Source organism: Mycolicibacterium aromaticivorans JS19b1 = JCM 16368 (assembly GCF_000559085.1).
Classification (GTDB): domain Bacteria; phylum Actinomycetota; class Actinomycetes; order Mycobacteriales; family Mycobacteriaceae; genus Mycobacterium; species Mycobacterium aromaticivorans.
On record NZ_JALN02000001.1, the window covers coordinates 2435307 to 2456484 of the forward strand.

Here is a 21178-nt window from a genome sequence, read left to right on the forward strand (position 1 = left end):
CGGTCGTCATTCCGATTCGTCCGGGAAGGCATTGGCCACCTTCCCGCTGCGCAGGGTGCCGTCGAGGTACGCCGACCGGCAGGCTCGCCGGCCGATCTTGCCGCTGGAGGTACGCGGGATCGCGCCTGCCGGTGTCAGCAGCACGTCGCGGACCGTGACGCCGTGGCGTACCGCGATGGCCGCGCGGATGTCGTCGGAGATCGGGCCCATCTCCATCTTGTGGGAACCCGGCGCGCGCTCGGCGACGATCACCAACTGCTCGGAGCTGTCGTCGGCATCGCGCTTGAGCCCGGCGTGGGCGTTGTCGAACACCTCGTCCGGCAACTGGTTCGCCGGCACCGAGAACGCGGCGACGAAACCGGTCCGCACCGCCTTGGTGGCCTCCTGAGCGGAATACTCCAGGTCCTGCGGGTAGTGGTTCCGGCCGTCGATGATCACCAGGTCCTTGACGCGGCCGGTGATGTACAGGTCGCCGTCGTAGAACGCCCCGAGGTCACCGGTGCGCACCCAAGTCGCCTCGTCGGTGGCACCCTCGGCGTGCGACGGGCTGGTCCGCGACTTGAGGATGTTCTGGAACGTCGCGATGGTCTCGTCCGGCTTGTTCCAGTAACCGGTGCCCATGTTCTGGCCGCTGATCCAGATCTCACCGATCTGTCCGTCGGCCAGCTCGGTGGCGGTGTCGTTGTCGACGATGACCGCCCACTCGGCGACACCGATCTTGCCCGCCGAGGCCTGGGCCACCGCCATGGGTGAATCGTCGGGCACCACCACGAAACGGCCCGCGTTCAGCTCGTCGCGATCGACCGAGACGATCTTCGGTTCTTCAGCAGCCGGGGTGGTCGAGACGAACAGGGTTGCCTCGGCCAGGCCGTAAGACGGCTTGATGGCCTTGGGCTGGAAACCGAATGGACGGAAGGCGTCGTTGAAGCGCTGCACGGTGGCCGCCGAGATCGGCTCGCTGCCGTTGAGGATCGCCTTGACGTGGGACAGGTCCAGCGGCTCTTCGTCGTCCTTCGGCACACCACGTGCCGCGGCATGGTCGAACGCGAAGTTCGGCGCCACCGAAATGGCGCCGCCGGTGTCGCCCTCGCGATAAGCAAGTTCACGGATCCAGCGGCCCGGGCGGCGAACGAAAGCCGCAGGCGTCATGAACGTGAAGTAGTGGCCGATCATCGCCGGCAGCAGCGCGGTGACCAGACCCATGTCGTGGAAGAACGGCAGCCAGGACACGCCCCGGTCGCCTTCCTCGCCCTCGAGGGCCTCGATCACCTGCACGACGTTGGTGGCCATGTTCAGGTGGGTGATCTGCACACCGCTGGGGATGCGGGTGGAACCCGAGGTGTACTGCAGATAAGCGATGGTGTTCTCGTCGACCGCATCGAACGGCTCCCAGGTAGCGCCGACCTCGTCGGGCACCGCATCCACGGCGATGACGCGGGGGCGCTCCTTGGCCGGGCGGCTGCGGAAGAACTTGCGCACGCCTTCGGCGGAGTCGGTGGTGGTCAGGATCGCCGACGCGCCGCAGTCGTCCAGCACGGCGTGCAGTCGGCCGACGTGGCCGGGCTCGGCCGGGTCGAACAGCGGGACGGCGATCCGACCGGAGTACATGGTGCCGAAGAACGCGACGAGGTAGTCGAGGTTCTGCGGGCACAGGATGGCGACGCGGTCGCCCGGCTGGGTGACCTGCTGGAGGCGGGCGGCGACGGCGCGGTTCCGGGCGCCGAAGTCGGCCCAGGTCAGCTCGCGGACGACGCCGTCACGTTCGACGGAGAAATCCAGGAACCGGTAGGCGATCTTGTCACCGCGGACCTTGGCCCAGCGCTCCACGTGCTTGATCACACTGGCGCCCTCGGGGAAGGTGATCAGTCCGTTCTTGATGAACGGGTTGTGGAACGGCATACCAGTCTCCTGTCAGAACACATCTGTGTCGGGCCCCGCGGCGGCCGCGCACGACATCGCGCCACCGTTCGCCCTGCGTCTAGGGCCCCAAACCTCACAGATCGTACCGATCCATCCCAGGTCCGTCGGGGACCTCGATAGCCCTGTGGGCCGGCGCCCTGTCGGCTCGGACGCTGGGACGCCGGACCGACAGCTGACGCATGCAGCTCTTATTTTCTTCTTAATGTTAGGCGTAGTCGCGGCGGCGGCCAAATCCATCGGCCGACGAAGCTCCCACGTCATCCATGTTTTGGATGGGGCGCGTTCTCGATCAGATTGCGCGCCCAATTCAGTGTCCACTGCGTCGACGTTTGCCCGTCGAGGTTCCAGAACTGCGGCGTGTTGTACAGCGCGTGCACGGGTTGCCCGGCGCCGCCGGCCAGTACGTCGAGGGTGGTCGGCAGATTCGTGATGTTGAACGCTTGCTGGGGCGCAGCGCAGATCAGGTCACCGGCGGCGCAGATCTCGTTGGTGCGGTTGTTCAGCGCGCCGAAGCCGCCCGGCCGAGCCCCCGTCATGGTCAGCCCCATCGCGGACAACACCGGAACTTCCTGCAGCGTGATCTCGGCGCCTTCGCCCGGCGGGTTGGGGCCGATGTCCTGCCCGACACTCTCCTGGCGACGGCCGTCGGCGATCAGCGTCACACCCAACACCAGGTCCTCGTCGACCGGGCCTCGCCCATTGCCGATATCGCTGGCGATGTCACCGCCGATCACCGCGCCCTGCGAGAAACCGGCGATGACGTAACTGGTCAGCGGGCAGCGGTTGTTCATGTCGGTCATCGCCTTGACCGCATTACGGGTGCCCTCGGCGCGGCTGTCGTTGTAGGACATCTGGTTGTCCTGCGACAGCGGATTATGGAACTGAGCGGTGTAGGGAACGGTGTAGACCTCGACGCGGTCACGGCCGAACTGGCCGGCGATCGGCGCCGTGACGTTGAGCATCAGCGACCGCGGAAACTGCGTCGGGTTCAGCGGGTCGTCGGTCGGCGACGACTCCCAGGTGCCAGGGATCGCGATCATCTGAACGTCCGGGCAGCTGGCGTCCTGGAATTCCGGCCGTGGCTTGTGCTGACCGGGGGAACTGGTTGGCGGCAGCGCGGTCGGCGGCACCGCCGTCGGCGGCGCTTCGGGTCGGCGGGCGACGATGACGATGATCGCGACGATCAGTGCCACCGCGGCGGCCATGGCGCCGGCGGCGATCAGTCCGAGAATGCGGTGACGTCGGCGACGGGCGGGGGTCCGGGATTTTCGAGCCATTGAGGGGAGGTGATCTTCCTTCTAGCAGAGCTGCTGGGTGGCGATCCGGATGTAGTCGGCCGTAGCCGCGGTCACCTGCGGATCGGGGGCAGTGTGCGGCGGCGATCCCGCGTCGACGACGTCACTGCGCACCATCGGAGCAATGTAGTCCCAGACCGCCTGGTCGCTTTGACCGGCCGCATGGGCCTGGCAGACGTGGGAACCGATGCTCAGTGCTTCCAGCTCACTCGATGGATGCACGCCGGCAGCGGTGAGCGCATCGAGGAACCCGCGCTGGGCCGGCGTGACATTGAACTTGGCGGACTGCGGGTCGGCATCTGCCGGCAGCGGCGCACCGTGACCGTGGACGGAGCCGTAGCTCTGCGTGGATGGTGGCGCGGCGGTGGTCACCAGATCCTCGCCGGAGCTGCAGGCCACCATCAGCAGAGTTGCCGAGCCCAGCAGGCCGGCCATCAGCAGCGCCTGCCGGACCGTGCCGGCAGCGGTGGCGTTGACGCCGCTGCCGTTCACACGATGGACCGAGCGCTGCACGTCTCCACGTTACCGGCTGGGCATGGCTGCCCCAGAGCACCGCGAGATTGCGGAAAGTTAACAGTTCGCGCTGACCTGGGATGTCAGAAGCGAGCTATTTGATCGCCGCGACAACATCTCCCGACATCGCGGCCAGCTGCCCGGCCCAGTTGCCCCAGTCGTGATTGCCGCCGGCCGGGAAGTCGAAGTGGCCGTTGTGGCCCCCCACGGCCCGGTAATGCGCGTAGAAGGTCCGGTTGCTGCCCTGGGCCAGGTCGCAGTAGCCGATCATGGCCGGAACGTCACTGCAGGTCGTGGTCTGCGGGCTGAACACCCACAGCCGGGTGTTGTTGTCGGCCAGCAGCTGCACGTGCACCTCGGGGTCGTGCCACTTCCACCGGCCGAGCTGCGCAGCACCCCACATGGCCTGGGTGTTCACTCCGCCGAACTCGTTCATGCCGGCGGTGATGGCGCCGTTCATAAAGGTGTTCGACGGGGTCAGGAAGCCCGACAGTGATCCGGCGTAACGGTAGCGATCAGGGTGGAACGTCGCCTCCATCATCGCGCCGAGGCCGCCCTGCGCGGCGCCGACGATGGCGTGCCCGCCCGGGGCCAACCCCTTGTTGGCGGCCAGCCAGTTGGGCAGCTCGTCGGACAGGAAGGTCTCCCACTGTCGGGTTCCGTCGGCCTCCCAGTTGGTATAGAGCGTGAAGGCACCGCTGGCCGGGGCCACCACGGAGACGCCCTTACCGGCCAGGGTGTTCATCGCGTTGCCCGCGGTGACCCAGTTGCTGACCGGATCGCCGGCGTTGAACGCGTCCAGCAACACAACCGCGTGCGGACCGCCGCCCATGAAGGCGACCGGGATGTCGCGGCCCATGGCCGGCGACGGCACCATCAGATATTCCACGCCGGCCGCATGGCCGGTCGGTGCGGTGGCACTCATAAGGCCCAGCGCCAGAACCGCGGCGCATACTCCCCGAAATAGGCCCGACAGACTCTTCATGGTCACCTCAAAGTCGACTCGTCGCATTTCACAGCCCCGCCCCACCTGCAGGTAGTGAATCACACTGCTTACACGGTTGGTTCGGATACGCCAACGGCGACGACCCGGAGGTCGCCGCCGTTGGTGAGTTGTCGACTGCTGGATATCAGGCGGTCGGCGTGGCGCCGAGCACGCGCTGGATGTCCGGCTTCATCTGCTGCAGCTGCTGGCCCCAGTACGGCCAGTCGTGCACACCGTCGGCCGGGAAGTTGAAGACGCCGTTCGTGCCGCCGTCAGCGAGATAGGTGTCCTTGAAGGTCTTGTTGGTACGCAACGTCAAGCCTTCGAGGAACTTCGCGTTGAACAGGTTGCCCGCGCTCGCGCCCGAGCTCAGCTCCGACGGCTTGCCGTTACCGCAGTAGATCCAGATGCGAGTGTTGTTGGCGATCAGCTTCTGGATGTTGACGAACGGGTCGTTGCGCTTCCAGGCACTGTTCGGGTCCTCGGTCGGGCCCCACATGTCATTGGCCTTGAAGCCGCCGGCGTCACCCATCGAGATGTTCACCAGCGCGGGCCACCAACCCTCGGAGAGGTTCAGGAAGCCCGACAGCGACGCCGCGTACGGGAACTGCTCAGGGTGGTAGATCGCCAGCGTCAGCGCGGCCGAGCCCGCCATGGACAGACCGACCGCGGCGCTGCCGGTCGGCTTGACCTGACGGTTGGCGGCCAGCCAGCTGGGCAGCTCCTGGGTCAGGAACGTCTCCCACTTGTAGGTCTGGCAACCATTCTTGCCGCAGGCCGGCTTGTACCAGTCCGAGTAGAAGCTGGACTGGCCACCGACGGGCATGATGACCGACAGGCCGGAGTTGTAGTACCACTCGAACGCGGGGGTGTTGATGTCCCAGCCGTTGAAGTCGTCCTGCGCGCGCAGACCGTCGAGCAGGTAGACCGCGGGCGAGTTGGGGCCGCCGCTTTGGAACTGGACCTTGATGTCGCGTCCCATGCCTGCGGACGGCACTTCGAGGTACTCGACCGGCAGGCCGGGCTTGGAGAATGCTCCCGCCGTTGCGGAGCCGCCGACGACGCCGATCAGGCCGGGCAGCACGGCGGCAGCCGCGGCAGCGACTGTCAGCCGGCGCAGCCAAACGCCGCGCAACTTCTCAACGAACTTCATGTATTTCCATCCTTTTTCGGGGGCCGCACCGCATGCGATCCACGCAGCCGTGCCCTGGTAGTCAACCACATGTGTCGTGATCGTTCCTCTTCAGAGATGTTGCCGTGACCGCCCTCTCACCGGTTTATGGTGGCGATGAGGTCGGGTTTCAGTGCCGCGAGTTGAGCTCCCCAGTAGGGCCACGAATGGTTGCCCGACGGCGGGAATTCGAACGTCGCTCCTGTGCCGCCGGCGGCTGTGTAGGCGGCCTGAAAATCTTTGTTGCTCTTGATCGCCATCGACTCCAGGCTGGTGGCGCTCAGCGCCGCGCCTGGGTCGCCGCCGACGTCGAGATCGGTCTGCCCACCAGGCGCGCAGTAGATCCACAGCCGGGTGCCGTTGTGTGCGATCGTGGCGGCCTGGACCACCGGGTCATTGCGCTTCCACGCCGGATCCCACGGTGGACCCCACATGTTGTCGACGTTGTAGCCGCCGGCGTCGAGCATGGCCACCCGGATGGCTTGCTGCATCAGCAGCGCCGAGGGATTGAGGAAGCCCGACAGCGAGGCCGCGTAGACGAACTGTTGCGGGTGGTAGGCCGACAGGATCAGGGCGGCCCCACCCGACATCGACAGGCCGACGACGGCGTTGCCGGTCGACGAAACCTGCCTGTTGGCGGCCAGCCATTGCGGGAGCTCGCTGGTGAGGAACGTCTCCCACTTGTAGGTGTACGGCTGCTTGTTGAAGCTCGACGGCGAGTACCAGTCGCTGTAGAAGCTGGACTGCCCGCCGACGGGCATGACCACCGAGACTCCGGAGTTGTAGAACCACTCAAAGGCCGGGGTGTTGATGTCCCACCCGCTGTAGTCGTCCTGGGCGCGCAGACCGTCAAGCATGTAGACGGCCTTCGAGCCGGCGGGGCCGCCTTGGAACTCGACGCGGATGTTGCGGCCCATCGACGGTGAATACACATCGAGGTACTCAACCGGAAGGCCTTCTCGGGAGAATGCTGTGGCGTGCGGGACCACGCCCGTCACGGTCGCCAGCGCGGTCATCAGTAGGACGGCGGCGAGGGAGGCTCTCACGGCACGAACCATTCGGTTGCTCAACTCATTCGTTCACGGCACGGCAGAACCGCTGTCGACATTGACATTGGTTTTGCCAAGCGCTTTCACACTTGACCTGTGTATCGCCGCAAACTGACCGCAGCGTTACCGGCTAGAGCCCGGCTGGCAAACTAAACTACCGCGCCGGCGACGCAATCGTGAAACCCGCTGCACCGAAGGGTTCTTTGCGGCCGTGCTCACCGATTTGCGGTATGTGTCACACGTAACATCTTGCACTCGGCCCACTTTGGCCACATCGCGACGGCGGAAACTGACGGGACGGTCAGGGACCGGTAGCAGGCAGGCCCTTATATGGGGTGCCCTTCAACGGCGGCTCCGCAAGACCGCAACGCGCCAGCTCGTACTGCGGAACGCGATCGATGCGGTATCGGGTGAAATCGATCGCGTGCAACACATTTGACATGAAGCGGCGGATACCCAGCGGGCCCCGGATGGAATTGAACATCGCGTCGGTCTCGGGACACCCCAGCGCCACCTCGGCCTCGGCGATCCACCCCTCGTCGAGGTACGGCGGCACGTACGGGTGCTCCTTGAGCCAAGGCCCCTCGGCAACGGCCCAGTCCGGGAAGAGGTCCTTGTCGTGGCCGATCCGGGCATCCGTCAGCCGCGCGGTGTGCGCGGCGATCGGGTTGGCCAGACCGATCTGGTCGATCACCCTCACGTTCAGCCCGACGTTCATACCGAGCATGCCGAGGTTGGTGAAAAAGATTGTGTGCGGTGCTATTTGGCGACGCCAGGTATCCATCGAGACACCCGGTGGAGGTGGTGGCGGCGGATAGGCGGGCACCACATCCCACTGGTCGTAGTTTCCGGACGGCAGCAGCAGCGCACCATCGGGTGTGTTTGCGATCGCGGCAAGCACCGCCCGCATCCGCGGGTAGTCCAGGTAATCGGCGGCGGTCAGTGGGTGAGCATGGCCTGTGGCCTGCGAGTAGAACCGCCGCTCGTCGACGATGCCCGAATAGGTCACCCGAGTGGCGTCGGCGCCCAACCCCGGCGAGTTCGCCGCCCACAGCGACCAGCCGACCAGTCCCAACCACAGCGCGATCGTCGCGCCCGCGAGCACCGTGGCGCGCTCGCGGGAGAAGGTGAAGGTGTCGGGTAGCACGACCGGGATGACCGCGACGGGAGTCAGCAGGCAGAACAGGGGCGTCAACAACACCCGGCCGTGCATGAAGTCGCCGCCCTGCCGGATCCAATACAGACCCTGCAGCAGGCCACTGACGAGCATGAAAATCACGACGGCAGTGGGACTTTGGATCCTGCGTGCCAGCCGCCGGCGGTCGCCGGGCGGATCCGGCGCGCCGACCCGCGACGAGGTGTCACGCGCTGCCACCACCACCGCGCCCAGTGCGATCACCAGCAGCGCAGCCAACCACAGCGCATAGGGCTGGTTGAAGTTGGCCAGATAGATCAGGCCCTGCCCCCACTTGTCCCCCGAGGCATCCTTGGCCAGCGCGGTCTGCGGGAAAAGCAGTGCGTAGTAACCCATCCGGAAGATCTGATAGCCCACCGGGAACAAGCCACCGGCGACCACGATGATCACACGGGTGGTCCAGCCGCTGGCGGCCACGAGCATCATGACCAGTGCGAGTCCGCCGATCAGGGCGAGTTCGGGCCGCACCAGCACGCTCAAGCCCGCGACAAAGGCCAGCGCGGCGGTGAAGACCCGGCCACCTCGCTGCAGCCGGGGTGCCTGCGCCCAGCAGACCATCATCCACCACAGCAAGCCGATCCACGCCAGCACCAGGCCGTTCTCCAGACCCGAGGTGGCGAAGTCCCGTGCGGGCGGGATCGCGATGTAGGCCAGGGCCCCTGCGGGCAGCAACACGGCTCGGCGGCCTATCAGACCGGGCGTGAATAGTCTTGCGGTGCCGAGCATTATCAGCACCACACCGGCCACGGACAAGCTGAGCGCAAGCGCAAGCGCGACGTACTCCAACTGCACCGGACCGGCGATCAGCGCGCCGAGATAGTTCAGGTAGGTCCAGAGCGTGGAGGTATTGGATTCCACCCGTTCGCCGGCGTTGAACACCGGCCCGTTGCCGGCCAGCAGGTTGCGCACCGTGCGCAGCACGATCAGACCGTCATCGGCGATCCAGCGGCGCTGCCAGGCACCCCACGTCCACAGCACCGCGGTCACCACGACGCCGATCCAGAGGCTTATCCGGGCCGGGCGGCGCCCGGTCGGCGCGGCCGAAACCGGGTCAGGCGTCAGGTGCTCAACTGAAGGCGATCGCTGCACCGATGGTCCCGATCCACGCCAGCAACAGCAGCTGCAGTACCCGATCCTTCAACGCGATGTCTTCGGGTTCGCCGGCCAATCCGCCGTCGACGTCGACCGCGTACCGCAGGATCGCGATGGTGATCGGAATGATCGTGACGGCGTACCAGGACGCGTTGGCCCCGTCCCGCTCGAAAGCCCACAGGCTGTAACAGACCACCATCGCGGTGGCCGCCACCGTCCAGACGAACCGCAGGTAGGAGGCTGTGTAACTCTCGAGCGACTTACGAATCTTGGCGCCGGTGCGTTCGGCGAGTTGTAGTTCGGCATAACGCTTTCCGGCCACCATAAACAACGATCCGAAGGTCATCACCAACAGGAACCATTGCGATAGCGGGATCCCCGCCGCCGCGCCGCCGGCGATGGCACGGATCAGGTAAGCCGACGACACGATGCAGATATCCAGCACCGCTTGGTGTTTGAGCCCGAAGCAATAGGCGAGCTGCATGGCGATGTACACGCCGATCACAATGAGGAGATTCACCGAGGCCAGCAGCGAGAGCCCCAGCGCGGCGATGCCCAGCACGACGGCCAACGAGTACGCCAGCCCCGGCGGAACCACTCCCGCGGCGATCGGGCGGAACCGCTTGGTCGGGTGCTGACGGTCCGCTTCGACGTCCCGCGAGTCATTGACCAGGTAGATGCAGGAGGCGGCCAGCGAGAACGCGGCGAACGCGATCAAAATCTTGACCGCGACCTCTTTGTAGTCGTACTGCACGTTGCCGCCGAGCGCGGCGATCGGGGCGAGCAGCACGAGCAGGTTCTTGACCCACTGGCGAGGGCGAATGGCCTTGATGATCCCGGTGAACAGATTGCTCGGCGGTCCGGCGACCCGCGCCGCCCCCTCACTCATGGGCGCTCATTTCCGCTTCTCCTTCTGCGGTGCGGCGACACGGCCGGCCGTCGTCGCGACAACGGCGCCGACCGCCGCCCCGGCGAGCACGTCAGTCGGGTAGTGCACGCCGAGCACCAACCGCGACAGGGCCATCGCGGGCACCACTGCCAGCGGCAGCCGTGAGCGGGTGGCCCGGCTCAGCAGCATAGCCGCGGCAGTCGTGGAGGTGGCGTGCGCCGAGGGAAAGCTCAGCGCGCTGGGCGTGCCGACGTTGACCGCGACCGCGGGGTGATTCGGGCGCGCGCGGCGCACCACCAGCTTGATCGCGATCGCGGCCGCGTGTGCGGCCACCGCGCCGGCGCCGACCAGCACCCAGTCCCTGCGCCGCTTCGGCATGGCCAGCGCACCGAGCGCCGACACGGCCACCCAGCCCTGGGCATGTTCGCCGAAGTGCGACATCGCGCGGGCCACCTCGATCACCCGGGGCGTACCCAAGGTCGATTGGATGGTGACCAGCGCGGCGATCTCACCGCTCACGGGCGGCGCGACCGGCTCGACCTCAGCCATGGCTGGACGAGCTCTCGAGCAACACCGTTTCCCACTTCTCCTTGCTCGACAGGCTCGGCAGTGCGTCTCGGTAGACCTTGCGCATCCGGTTGAACTTGCGCGCCAGCTGCACCTGGCGGCGCGTCGAAGCCCGCAGTAGCGCAAACATTTTCGCTCGATCGCGCTGCCGGTAGACCACGCCGCGGCCGTCGGCGGTGGTGACGGTGACGCCGTCGACCCGGGACAGCGAGAACCACCGGGCGTCCTGGGTCGCGACGTTGATCTGCGGACGCTCATGGTGGACGGGATCGTGCGGCCTCAGCTGGTGGGCCACACCGCGGGCGAGCCGCACAGCGATCGACAGCGGGTTGGTCGGGATGCTGACTTTGCGCCGCCACCGCTTGTCCGACGGCGTGGGCAATGTGGTCGCGCTGGGCAGCACCACGGCGTCAGGAAACTGCGACCGCAGCTGGCGGACTTCCGGAAGGGCCGACTCGAGGATCGAGAAGATGTGTTCGGGCCCCTCGAGGAAATCGTCCATCGCCTTGTTCTGGATCGCGACAGTCGAATACTCAAGGCAGAGAAGGTGTTTGAGGGTTGCCTTCATGTGGCTGGCGATCAGGCCGCGGACGTTTCCATCCCAATGCAGAGCGGCTACCACCAACCGGTTGCGCAGGTGGAAGTACGCCTGCCAGTCGATGGCGTCGTCCTTGTCGCTCCACGCCATGTGCCAGATCGCGGCGCCGGGCAGCGTGACGGTGGGATAGCCGTGCTCGCCGGCCCGCAGGCCGTAGTCCGCGTCGTCCCATTTGATGAACAGCGGCAGCGGCTGACCGAGCTCCTCGGCGACCTGCCGCGGGATCATGCACATCCACCAGCCGTTGTAGTCGACGTCGATCCGGCGGTGCAGCAGCCGGCTGCGATATTCCTCTTCGTCGTTCAGCGGGTACTTGGCGAAGTTGTGGTCGTACTCGGTGTTGACCGCACCGGTCCACATGAAGTTGGCCGAGTCGACCATCTCACCCATGACGTGCAGGTGACTGGGCTCCTGCAGGTTGAGCATCTGGCCGCCGACCAGGGTCGGAACCTTCGCAAATCGGTTGAGCGCCAAGGCCCGAAGGATCGAGTCGGGCTCGATGCGGATGTCGTCGTCCATGAACAGGATCTGTTCGCAGTCGGTGTTCTTCAGCGCCTCGTACATCACCCGGCTGTAACCGCCCGAACCGCCCAGGTTGGGCTGGTTGTGTATCGACAGACGCGAGCCCAGCGCCGCGGCGGCGGCGTCGAATCCAGGATGGTCTTTCGCCTTCTGAGTTCCTTGATCCGACACGATTACGCCGGTGATCACGTTGTCCACCAACGGATCCGACGTCAGCGCCGCCAGCGCGTTGACACAGTCCGCGGGTCGATTGAAGGTCGGAATGCCCACGACGACGCTGGCCCGGCCCGGCGCGGGCACCGGAGCGTACCAACCCGCCTCGTGGACCGTGGTCTTGGTGTCGGTGGTGATGTCGAACCAGACCCAGCCGCCGTCTTCGAACGGGTCCAGGCCGATCTCGAATTCCGCAGAGGTCCGCGTCGTCGCATCCGGGCTGCTGACCTCGGTGCCGCCGACGGTGATTCGGGCACCGGTGGCCTTGGACCGGTAGACGTCGACGCGGGCCGATCCGGTGATCTCGACGCGCAGCACCACCGAGTCGAGCGTCGACCAGCGTCGCCAATAGCTGGCCGGGAAGGCGTTGAAGTAGGTCGCGAACGAGACTTCAGACTCCGCGCCGATCTCCAAGGAGGTACGGGTGGGCGCGTGCGCCCGGCGCGCGTTGGTGTCGGACTCTTCGATGTAAAGCTTGCGGACGTCGAGCGGCTCGCCGGGACGCGGGAGGATCACCCGCGCCAGCAGGCTGACGGCCTTGGTTTCACCGGCCGCGATCGGGCCGGACGGAATGTCGCTCATTCTGTGCTGCTTTCGGTCAGCGGAGTCCCGTCGCGCAGGTGCGGCGCCAGGGTGTTGTCGTACATGTTCAGCGCGCTGGCGATCGCCATGTGCATGTCCAGGTATTGGTATGTGCCCAGCCTGCCACCGAAAAGCACCTTGTTCGCGGACGTCTCCTCCCGCGCCCGGGTGCGGTAAGCGGCCAGCAGCGCGCGGTCGGACTCGGTGTTGATCGGGTAGTACGGCTCGTCATCGTCGTCGGCGAACCGGGAGTACTCGCGCATGATGACCGTCTTGTCGGTCGGGTACTCGCGCTCCGGGTGGAAGTGACGGAACTCGTGGATGCGGGTGTAAGGGACGTCGAGGTCGTTGTAGTTCATCACCGGGGTGCCTTGGAAGTCCCCGCATGGGAGCACCTCCAGTTCGAAGTCCAGGGTGCGCCAGCCCAACCGACCCTCGGCGTAGTCGAAGTACCGGTCCAGCGGCCCGGTGTAGATCACCGGGGCCTCGGGGCTGGCGGCCCGCAGTTCATCGCGCACGTCGAACCAGTCGGTGTCCAGCCGGACTTCGATACGGTCGTCGACGGCCATGTTCTCCAGCCACTTCGTGTAGCCCTCGACCGGCAGGCCCTCGTAGGTGTCGTTGAAGTAGCGGTTGTCAAACGTGTAGCGCACCGGCAGGCGGCTGATGACTGCTGCCGGGAGTTCGGCCGGGTCGGTCTGCCACTGCTTGGCGGTGTAGCCCTTGACGAAGGCCTCGTAGAGGGGGCGGCCGATCAGCGAGATCGCCTTCTCCTCGAGGTTGGCGGCCTCCTCGGTCTTGAACTCGGCGGCCTGCTCCTGGATCAGCCTGCGAGCCTCGTCGGGGGTGAAGTACTTGCCGAAGAACTGTGCCACCAGTCCGAGCCCCATCGGAAACTGGTAGGCCTGCCCGCCGTGCATGGCGAACACCCTGTGCTGATATCCGGTGAAATCGGTGAACTGCCGGACGTAGTCCCACACCCTCTGGTTGGAGGTGTGAAACAGGTGGGCACCGTAGCGGTGGATCTCGATGCCGGTCTGCGGCTCCGGCTCGGAGTAGGCGTTGCCGCCGATGTGCGACCGGCGTTCGACGACCAGGACCCGCTTGCCCAGCTGGCTGGCCACCCGCTCGGCGATGGTCAGGCCGAAGAAGCCGGAGCCGACGACGAAGAGGTCGAAGGAGCCGGGGGCCGCCCCGGAATTTTGACCGGCGGGCAGGAGCGAAGCGACCGGGGATTCTGAACTGCTCATCGGCGCCTAGGTTATCGGACCGGCGCGGTGTGACCCGCATCGCAAGCCCGGACCCCGGCGGGAAATCAGATGCGCCGGTAACGATCCAAGGTCGCAATTGGCTCACGATTCAGCATCGTCACTCTAGACACACCAGTCACAGCCTTAACATCAATCACGTTGGCTTCGGATTCGGCGCACGGCCGTTTCCGAGTCCCCACGAAGTGATCAGACACGAACGTTGTCTAGATATTGAGGAGACTTCCGTGCCTAACAGCCGTCGACGCAAGCTCTCGACAGCCATGAGCGCAGTCGCCGCATTGGCCGTCGCAAGTCCAATTGCAGCTATTGGTGTGGTCGAACTGACCGCCGCCCCGCAGAAGGCGCCCGAGCATCGCGATTTCGTTCGCGCCGCCGTGGTGACCGACCTGCCCAACGAGTTGATGTCCGCGCTACAGCAGGGTCTGTCGCAGTTCGGGATCAACCTGCCGCCACTGCCGACGGGCCTGAGCCCAGCCGGAGCCCAGCCGGCGCAGGCAGGTCCGACGCTGACCACCCCGGGCTTGACTGCGCCGGGTCTGACGACCCCTGGTCTGACCACACCGGGGCTCACCACCCCGAGTCTGACCGCGCCGGGTCTGACCACACCGGGTCTGACCACACCGGGGCTCACCACCCCGAGTCTGACGACTCCCGGTCTGACCACACCGGGTCTGACCACCCCCGGTCTGACCACCCCCGGTCTGACCACCCCCGGTCTGACCACCCCCGGTCTGACCACGCCCGGCCTCACCACGCCGAGCGTCACCGCCCCGGGTCTCACCACACCTGGCCTCACCACGCCAGGGGCCACCCTGCCGTCGGCGTCGTTGACCGATCCCGGGTTGACCAACCCGGCACTGACGACTCCGCAGCTCGGCACCACTCCGTCGCTGGCAACACCGGGCTTGACCAGCCCCTCGGCGACGGGCCTCGGCCTGCCCAGCGAGCAGCCGATCAGCGCTCCGCTGGGTCCGGTGAACGGGACCTATCCGATCCTCGGGGATCCCTCGCTGGCCATGCCCAGCGCACCCGCCGCCTCCGGCGGCATCATCAGCGATCTCAGCAGCGCCGCCAACCAACTCGGCGTCGGCCAGGCGATCGACCTGCTCAAGGGTGTGGTGATGCCGTCAATCACCCAGGCCATGCAGGGCGCCTCGGCCGCCGCAGCCGCTCCCGCGGCAGCCCCAGCCCCCGCCGGTTGAGAAAAGACCTGCGTCGGAACGGCACCGCAGGGTGGGTCAGGCCGCTAGGGCAGTGAACCCGGAGAGGCCCCTGCGGTGCCGTTGCAGGCATCAAGTATCACTTTCTTCACACTGGCCCGTGTCGAAACAGTGGTATCAGAGGGCGCATACGTAACATCGCCTTGTGCTGCCCCGCCGACCTGCGCCGACGCTCGTGTTCACCGCAATCGCGGCGACCGTCGTCATCCTGCCGTGGGCAATCACCGGCGTGCCCGGATCAGAACGCCCCGACGGGCCGAAGGCAGCCGACACCGTGCTCTCGCAGCAACCGCTGACCGGCGTCGGCGGCGGAGTGACCGTGCGCGAGATCAGCCAGCCGACACCGTTCTCGATGGTGGCCCTCACGGGGACCGACCTGACCGGAACATCGGCGCGGGTACGTGCCAAGCGCCCGGACGGCAGCTGGGGCCCGTGGTACACCGCGGACACTCTGGAATCGAACGCCGACGACAACCAGCACGGCGGCCCCCGCGGCACCGACCCGGTGTTCGTGGGAACCACCACATCGGTGCAGATCGCAGTCACCCGGCCGCCGAACGCGCCGGTCACCACCGCCCCATCCGAGACCGGCAAGGAACTCGGCTACGTGCCCGCCACCGCCGAACAGCCGTTCGCACAGAACATCTCGGCAGTGTTGATCACCCCGCCACCGAAGGCGCCGGTCGACTCGCAGTGGCAGCCGCCGACGGCCGCACTGGGCCCAGGCCAACCACCGAACATCATCAGCCGCGCCCAGTGGGGCGCCGACGAACACATCCGCTGCGGTAACCCCTCCTACGGCAACGGAATTCGCGCCGCAGTGGTACACCACACGGCAGGCAGCAACGACTACGCACCCGAAGACTCCGCCGCGATCGTCCGGGCGATCTACGCCTACCACACCCGCACCCTGGGCTGGTGCGACATCGCCTACAACGCATTGGTCGACAAGTACGGCCAGGTGTTCGAGGGCCGTGCCGGGGGCATCACAAAAGACGTACTCGGTTCGCACACAGGCGGTTTCAATACCGACGTCTGGGGTGTGTCGATGATCGGCGACTTCGAGGACGTGCCGCCCACCGACATCCTGGTCCGGACGGTCGGCAGGCTGCTGGGCTGGCGCCTCGGCCTGGACCACGTCAACCCACTGGGCACCACGATGCTGCGGTCGGCCGGAGGCGACTACACGTTCTACCCCGCCGGCGCCACGCCGACGCTGCCGACCATCTTCGCGCACCGCGACGTCGGCAACACCGCATGCCCGGGTAATGCCGGCTATGCGGCACTGAACCAGATTCGTGACATCGCGTCGAGGTTCAACAGGCCACCGGACCTGATGGATTCGCTGCGCGGCGGTGCGATTCTGGCCAAGTGGGAAGCCATGGGCGGCAAGGATTCACCGCTCGGGATGCCGACGACGCCGGAAGCCGCGGCCGACGGCAACGCGCGGTATGTGACCTTCGAACACGGCGCCGTGTATTGGTCGCCGACCACCGACGCGCAGCCGCTGACCGGTGCGATCTACGAGGCCTGGGCATCGCTGGGCTATGAACGTGGAGCGCTGGGCCTGCCGACCAGCGGCGAGATCCAGGAACCCGAGTGGATTGTGCAGAACTTCCAGCACGGCACCCTCAACTTCGACCGCCAGACGCACAACGTGCTGCGGGTGGTCGACGGGCTGACCCTGGTGATGCCGCCGCCACCGGCCGACGGGCCGCCGGTGCAGCTCGAGCGGTTCAGCCGCATCACCAATCCGATCGCCTAGGTCTACAGCCACCATCGTTCGAGGACCCGGGCCAGGCCATCGTCGGCGTTCGTCGCGGTCACCTCATTGGCGGCAGCGACCGCCTCCGGGTGCGCGTTGCCCATCGCGACGCCGAGGCCCGCCCAGCGCAGCATCGGTACGTCGTTGGGCATGTCGCCGAAGGCGACCACATCCTCGGCGGCGATCCCCAGCGGCCGGGCGATGTGTTCCACGCCGGTCGCCTTACTGGTTCCGATCGGGTTGATCTCGATCAGGCCGTTATTGGTCGAGTAGGTGATATCACCCTGCGGGCCAATATGTTTCGCGAGCTCGACCGCCATGTCCGCGCTGAGGGCGCCGGCCTTGCGGATCAGCAGCTTCACCGCGGGCGCACTGAGCAGGTCCTCGATCGCGACTTCGGTGTTGTCGGGGTTGAGCCAGGCGTGCTCGTAACCGGGTGAGCTGACGAACTGCGGCGTGGCCGAGTCGTGCGCGCTTCGGCCGACCCGCTCCACCGCCAGACCCACACCCGGTATCACCCGGGTGGCGATGTCGGCGAGTTCGGTGAGGACCTCGACCGACAGGGTGCGCGCGGAAATGATGCGGTCCTGATCGGCGTCGTAGATCACGGCACCGTTGGCGCACACCGCCATCGGCGCGAATCCCAATTCCTCGACCACCGGTGGCACCCAGCGCGGCGGGCGGCCGGTCGCCAACACGAACGCGACGCCCGAGGCCACCGCCGCCTGCACCGCGCTGCGGGTGCGCGCCGTGACGTGCTCGTCATCGTCGAGGAGGGTGCCATCCACATCGGTGGCGATCATCGCGGGCAGCATCAGCGGCGTTCCCCCGTGCGGCGCGCACGCTCGGCCAACTCGGCCTCGTCGCGCCGCTTGGCTTCGTCCAGAGTCGGTGCGCCGCCTCCGAGTTCGGCCGGCACCCAGTATTCGCCTGCCGGGTGCGGATACGCCAACTGGACCTCACGCAGTATCGTGCTCATCTGCTCTCTGAGCGCACCTTCCAGATCGCGGGCTGTGCCTACCGGCGGCAGCGCCCGCCCGTACCGCACGGTGAATGGAGTCTTGCTGCGGCCCAACCGTTTCGGGTGATCTTTGGTCCATACCCGATGAGCGCCCCAGACGATGCAGGGGACGATGGGAACCTGCGCCTCCAGGGCCATCCGCGCGGCCCCGCTCTTGAAGTCCTTCAACACGAACGCCCGGCTGATGGTGGCCTCGGGATAGACCCCGACGAGCTCGCCGGCCCTGAGCGCGCGCACCGCTGCGGCGTAGGCATCGGCGCCGGCAGCCCGGTTCACCGGGATGGTGCCCGTGTGCTTGATCAAAAAGTTCACCGTCCGCACATTTTGCATCTCGGCCTTGATCATGAATCGGATGCGGCGTCTGCGTTGGCGGGTACCCAACGCGGCCGGCAGGAAATCGACATAGCCGGTGTGGTTGATCGCGACCACGGCACCACCGCGGGCGGGAATGTTGTCGAGACCCTCGAAGGTGATCGTTGACCCCACTGCCCGGACCGCCATCGAGGCGAGGATCTCCAGGGAGCGAAAAACGGGTTCCATGGCGGCTACCCCGGCGGGTCAGGGCGTTGTGCCCTCTTGGCCGCTTTCTCGGCAGCCTCGGCCGCGTCCATCGCAGATGCTTCGGCCAACGTCGGAGCACCCCCGCCCAACCGGTGCGGCACCCAGAACTCGCCGGCGGGATGCGGGCCGTAGCTGTCCTGCACCTGTTCGAGCAGATGCTGCATACGCGAGTGCAGCAGCGCGGTCAGTTCATTGGCGGGCAGCGTCGGTGCGATGGGCTCCCCGACCGCGATCGCGATCGGCACCTTGGGCCGCCACATCTTGCGCGGACGGCCCTTGGTCCAGATGCGCTGAGCGCCCCACACGATGTGCGGAATGATCGGGACGTCGGCGGCGATCGCCATGCGCGCCGCCCCGGACTTGAATTCTTTGAGCTCGAAGCTGCGGCTGATCGTTGCTTCGGGGTAGACGCCGACCAGTTCGCCGGCCTTCAGCGCCAGGCAGGCCGCGTCGAAGGAGGCAGCGCCACTGGCCCGGTCCACCGGGATGTGGCGCAGGCTGCGCATGATCGGACCGGTGATCTTGGCGTCGAAGACCTCTTGTTTGGCCATGAACCGCACCTTGCGGCCGCGGCCCTGCAGGTAGGCGGGCAGCCCGGCGAACGTGAAGTCGAAATAGCTGGTGTGGTTGATGGCCACGACAGCACCACCGGTCACGGGTAGGTTCTCGACGCCGGTCACGGTGAACTTCAAGCCCTGCGCCCGCCACGTCAGGCGGGCGAGCTGAATGACCGTTCCATATACCGGTTCCACAGCGGTCAGCCTAGCTCGCGAACCGTCGGCGGCTAAGCTCGTGGCTGGTGCAGTTACCACGGAAAAGGGGATTTGTGCAGGTCACCAGCATCGGTCACGCCGGCTTTCGGATCGACACCCAGGCAGGAAGCATCCTGTGCGACCCGTGGCTGAACCCTGCCTATTTCGGTTCGTGGTTCGTCTTCCCCGACAACAGCGCCCTGGACTGGGCCGCGCTGGGCGATTGCGACTACCTCTACGTCTCGCACCTGCACAAAGATCACTTCGACCCCAAGCTGCTTGCCGAGTACGTCAACAAGGACGCGGTCGTCCTGCTGCCGGACTTCCCGGTGCCCGACCTGAAGCGCGAACTCGAGGCGCTGGGCTTCCACCGCTTCTTCGAGACCACCGACTCCGTGAAGCATCGGGTCAGCGGGCCCAAGGGTGAGCTGGACGTGATGATCGTGGCGCTGCGGGCCCCGGCCGACGGCCCGATCGGCGATTCCGGACTGGTCGTCTCCGACGGCACCACGACGGTGTTCAACATGAACGACTCGCGGCCGCTGGCGGTGGACCTACTGGCCGATGCATTCGGGCATATCGACGTGCACATGCTGCAGTACTCGGGCGCGATCTGGTACCCGATGGTCTACGACATGCCCGAGCGCGCCAAGCAGTCGTTCGGCACTCAGAAGCGCCAGCGCGGTATGGACCGCTGCAGGCAGTTCATCGCCGATGTCGGTGCCACCTGGGTGATCCCGTCAGCGGGGCCACCATGTTTCCTCGATCCCGAACTTCGCGACCTCAACGACGACCGCGGCGACCCGGCCAACATCTTCCCTGACCAGATGGTCTTCCTGGACCAGATGCGGCGCAACGGCAATGACGGCGGCCTGCTGATGATCCCCGGGTCGAAAGCCGATTTCACCGGGCAGCAATTGAATTCGCTCGAACACCCGATCCCGACCGCCGAGGTGGAGGCGATCTTCACCACCGGCAAGGCCGACTACATCGCTTCCTACGCCGAACGGATGGCGCCGGTGCTGGCCGCCGAGAAGGCGCGGTGGGCGCCGGCGACGGGCGAATCGCTGCTGGAGCCGCTGCGTGCGAAGTTCGAACCGATCATGCTGCAGAGCGACCAGATCTGCGACGGTATCGGCTACGCGGTGGAGCTGCGGGTCGGACCGGAGACCATCGTGGTGGACTTCCCGAAACGGGTTGTGCGGGAGCCGATTGCCGACGAGAAGTTCCGGTACGGCTTCGAGATCGCCCCGGAATTGGTGCGGACTGTTCTGCGTGACGACGAACCGGACTGGGTGAACACCATCTTCCTGTCCACCCGCTTCCGCGCGTGGCGGGTGGGCGGTTACAACGAGTACCTGTACACCTTCTTCAAGTGCCTGACCGATGAGCGGATCGCGTATGCCGACGGCTGGTTCGCCGAGACCCACGACGACAGCAGCGACGTGGAGATCGGTGGGTACACGATGCAGCGCCGCTGCCCGCACCTGAAAGCCGACCTGTCGAAATTCGGTGTGGTGGAGGGCTCGACGTTGACGTGCAACCTGCACGGCTGGCAGTGGAATCTGGAGACCGGACGGTGCCTGACCACCAAAGGCCACGAGCTGCGGTGTTCTCGGCAATGACCGCCCCGGCGCAGCAGCACTACGACGACGGTCTGGTCCAACTGGACCGTTACGCACTCACGTTGCGGCGCTACCACTTTCCATCGGGTACCGCGAAAGTGATTCCCCTGCAGTCGATCCGGGGATACAAGGCCGAGCCGCTCGGGTTCTGGATGCAGCGCTTCCGGCTCTGGGGCAGCTCTGATCTGCGCCGCTGGCTCCCGCTGGACATCTACCGTCCGGTGAAATCCACGCTGGTGACCCTCGACGTGCCCGGGACCTATCCGAGTCCGGCGTTCACCCCGGTCAAGCCGCAGGAGTTCCTGGCGGTGCTGAACGAGCTGCTCGCGGGCTAAGACCGCTGTCCCAGACGATGAGAGCGGCAGCGTCACC

18 protein-coding genes are annotated in these 21178 nt (G+C 66.5%); 4 read left to right on the forward strand and 14 right to left on the reverse strand.

Annotated elements, in window-relative coordinates; translation table 11 throughout:
- Positions 1-6: 6 nt before the first annotated feature.
- From fadD32 to glf, 11 genes are all read right to left on the reverse strand, one after another.
- On the reverse strand, positions 7-1899 hold the full coding sequence (fadD32, locus tag Y900_RS11850; protein ID WP_036341999.1) for a long-chain-fatty-acid--AMP ligase FadD32: 1893 nt from the start codon (positions 1897-1899) through the stop codon (positions 7-9).
- A 278-nt stretch (positions 1900-2177) separates the two neighbouring features.
- Positions 2178-3197 (reverse strand): carboxylesterase Culp6, encoded by a 1020-nt coding sequence (culp6, locus tag Y900_RS11855; RefSeq protein ID WP_036342000.1) that lies wholly within the window; start codon positions 3195-3197, stop codon positions 2178-2180.
- A 21-nt stretch (positions 3198-3218) separates the two neighbouring features.
- Positions 3219-3728: a DUF732 domain-containing protein gene (locus Y900_RS11860; RefSeq protein ID WP_237752544.1), complete on the reverse strand. Its 510-nt coding sequence runs from the start codon at positions 3726-3728 to the stop codon at positions 3219-3221.
- A gap of 94 nt (positions 3729-3822) precedes the next feature.
- Positions 3823-4713: an alpha/beta hydrolase-fold protein gene (locus Y900_RS11865; protein WP_036342001.1), complete on the reverse strand. Its 891-nt coding sequence runs from the start codon at positions 4711-4713 to the stop codon at positions 3823-3825.
- Between the two features lie 145 nt (positions 4714-4858).
- Entirely contained in the window at positions 4859-5866 is a 1008-nt protein-coding gene (locus tag Y900_RS11870; RefSeq protein WP_036342002.1) for an esterase family protein, read from the reverse strand.
- A gap of 116 nt (positions 5867-5982) precedes the next feature.
- Positions 5983-6942: an alpha/beta hydrolase gene (locus Y900_RS11875; RefSeq protein ID WP_036342003.1), complete on the reverse strand. Its 960-nt coding sequence runs from the start codon at positions 6940-6942 to the stop codon at positions 5983-5985.
- Between the two features lie 292 nt (positions 6943-7234).
- Positions 7235-9190, reverse strand: a complete 1956-nt coding sequence (gene aftB / locus Y900_RS11880) for a terminal beta-(1->2)-arabinofuranosyltransferase (protein WP_051660369.1) — start codon at positions 9188-9190, stop codon at positions 7235-7237.
- Positions 9191-9194: 4 nt separating this feature from the next.
- Entirely contained in the window at positions 9195-10109 is a 915-nt protein-coding gene (locus Y900_RS11885) for a decaprenyl-phosphate phosphoribosyltransferase (protein ID WP_036342004.1), read from the reverse strand.
- Positions 10110-10115: 6 nt separating this feature from the next.
- Positions 10116-10658, reverse strand: coding sequence for a phosphatase PAP2 family protein (locus tag Y900_RS11890; protein ID WP_051660015.1), 543 nt, complete (start codon positions 10656-10658; stop codon positions 10116-10118).
- Positions 10651-12591 carry a glycosyltransferase gene (locus tag Y900_RS11895; RefSeq protein WP_036342005.1) on the reverse strand — a complete coding sequence of 647 codons (1941 nt, stop codon included), beginning with the start codon at positions 12589-12591 and terminating at the stop codon, positions 10651-10653. The genes Y900_RS11890 and Y900_RS11895 overlap by 8 nt, the downstream gene beginning before the upstream one ends.
- Complete coding sequence (gene glf / locus Y900_RS11900) at positions 12588-13841, reverse strand: UDP-galactopyranose mutase (protein ID WP_036342006.1); 1254 nt, start codon at positions 13839-13841, stop codon at positions 12588-12590. Before glf ends, Y900_RS11895 begins: the two co-directional genes overlap by 4 nt.
- 245 nt (positions 13842-14086) lie before the next feature.
- Here glf and Y900_RS11905 point away from each other — a divergent pair, with 245 nt between their 5' ends.
- On the forward strand, positions 14087-15064 hold the full coding sequence (locus Y900_RS11905) for an exported repetitive protein Erp (RefSeq protein WP_036342007.1): 978 nt from the start codon (positions 14087-14089) through the stop codon (positions 15062-15064).
- Positions 15065-15227: 163 nt separating this feature from the next.
- Entirely contained in the window at positions 15228-16847 is a 1620-nt protein-coding gene (locus Y900_RS11910) for an N-acetylmuramoyl-L-alanine amidase (RefSeq protein ID WP_036342008.1), read from the forward strand.
- Between the two features lie 2 nt (positions 16848-16849).
- On the opposite strand, the gene Y900_RS11915 is transcribed toward Y900_RS11910, so the two are convergent.
- Genes Y900_RS11915 through Y900_RS11925 form a run of 3 tightly spaced genes read right to left on the reverse strand, consistent with a single transcriptional unit; the run spans position 16850 to position 19181 of the window.
- Positions 16850-17662, reverse strand: a complete 813-nt coding sequence (locus Y900_RS11915) for a Cof-type HAD-IIB family hydrolase (RefSeq protein WP_036342009.1) — start codon at positions 17660-17662, stop codon at positions 16850-16852.
- Positions 17662-18408 (reverse strand): lysophospholipid acyltransferase family protein, encoded by a 747-nt coding sequence (locus tag Y900_RS11920; protein WP_036342010.1) that lies wholly within the window; start codon positions 18406-18408, stop codon positions 17662-17664. Before Y900_RS11920 ends, Y900_RS11915 begins: the two co-directional genes overlap by 1 nt.
- A 5-nt stretch (positions 18409-18413) precedes the next feature.
- Positions 18414-19181 (reverse strand): lysophospholipid acyltransferase family protein, encoded by a 768-nt coding sequence (locus Y900_RS11925; protein ID WP_036342011.1) that lies wholly within the window; start codon positions 19179-19181, stop codon positions 18414-18416.
- Positions 19182-19255: 74 nt separating this feature from the next.
- Between Y900_RS11925 and Y900_RS11930 the strand changes: the two genes are divergently transcribed.
- Positions 19256-20806 carry a Rieske 2Fe-2S domain-containing protein gene (locus tag Y900_RS11930; RefSeq protein WP_036342012.1) on the forward strand — a complete coding sequence of 517 codons (1551 nt, stop codon included), beginning with the start codon at positions 19256-19258 and terminating at the stop codon, positions 20804-20806.
- Positions 20803-21141, forward strand: a complete 339-nt coding sequence (locus tag Y900_RS11935; protein WP_036342013.1) for a hypothetical protein — start codon at positions 20803-20805, stop codon at positions 21139-21141. The genes Y900_RS11930 and Y900_RS11935 overlap by 4 nt, the downstream gene beginning before the upstream one ends.
- Positions 21142-21178 lie beyond the last annotated feature (37 nt).

What these genes read in the sequence shown, in the direction of transcription:
- Y900_RS11885 (WP_036342004.1), bottom strand. Translation starts at nt 10,109, where the DNA reads ATGAGTGAGGGGGCGGCGCGGGTCGCCGGACCGCCGAGCAATCTGTTC.
- culp6 (WP_036342000.1), bottom strand. Translation starts at nt 3,197, where the DNA reads ATGGCTCGAAAATCCCGGACCCCCGCCCGTCGCCGACGTCACCGCATT.
- Y900_RS11920 (WP_036342010.1), bottom strand. Translation starts at nt 18,408, where the DNA reads ATGGAACCCGTTTTTCGCTCCCTGGAGATCCTCGCCTCGATGGCGGTC.
- glf (WP_036342006.1), bottom strand. Translation starts at nt 13,841, where the DNA reads ATGAGCAGTTCAGAATCCCCGGTCGCTTCGCTCCTGCCCGCCGGTCAA.
- fadD32 (WP_036341999.1), bottom strand. Translation starts at nt 1,899, where the DNA reads ATGCCGTTCCACAACCCGTTCATCAAGAACGGACTGATCACCTTCCCC.
- Y900_RS11935 (WP_036342013.1), top strand. Translation starts at nt 20,803, where the DNA reads ATGACCGCCCCGGCGCAGCAGCACTACGACGACGGTCTGGTCCAACTG.
- Y900_RS11895 (WP_036342005.1), bottom strand. Translation starts at nt 12,591, where the DNA reads ATGAGCGACATTCCGTCCGGCCCGATCGCGGCCGGTGAAACCAAGGCC.
- Y900_RS11865 (WP_036342001.1), bottom strand. Translation starts at nt 4,713, where the DNA reads ATGAAGAGTCTGTCGGGCCTATTTCGGGGAGTATGCGCCGCGGTTCTG.
- Y900_RS11875 (WP_036342003.1), bottom strand. Translation starts at nt 6,942, where the DNA reads ATGGTTCGTGCCGTGAGAGCCTCCCTCGCCGCCGTCCTACTGATGACC.
- Y900_RS11890 (WP_051660015.1), bottom strand. Translation starts at nt 10,658, where the DNA reads ATGGCTGAGGTCGAGCCGGTCGCGCCGCCCGTGAGCGGTGAGATCGCC.
- Y900_RS11870 (WP_036342002.1), bottom strand. Translation starts at nt 5,866, where the DNA reads ATGAAGTTCGTTGAGAAGTTGCGCGGCGTTTGGCTGCGCCGGCTGACA.
- Y900_RS11915 (WP_036342009.1), bottom strand. Translation starts at nt 17,662, where the DNA reads ATGCTGCCCGCGATGATCGCCACCGATGTGGATGGCACCCTCCTCGAC.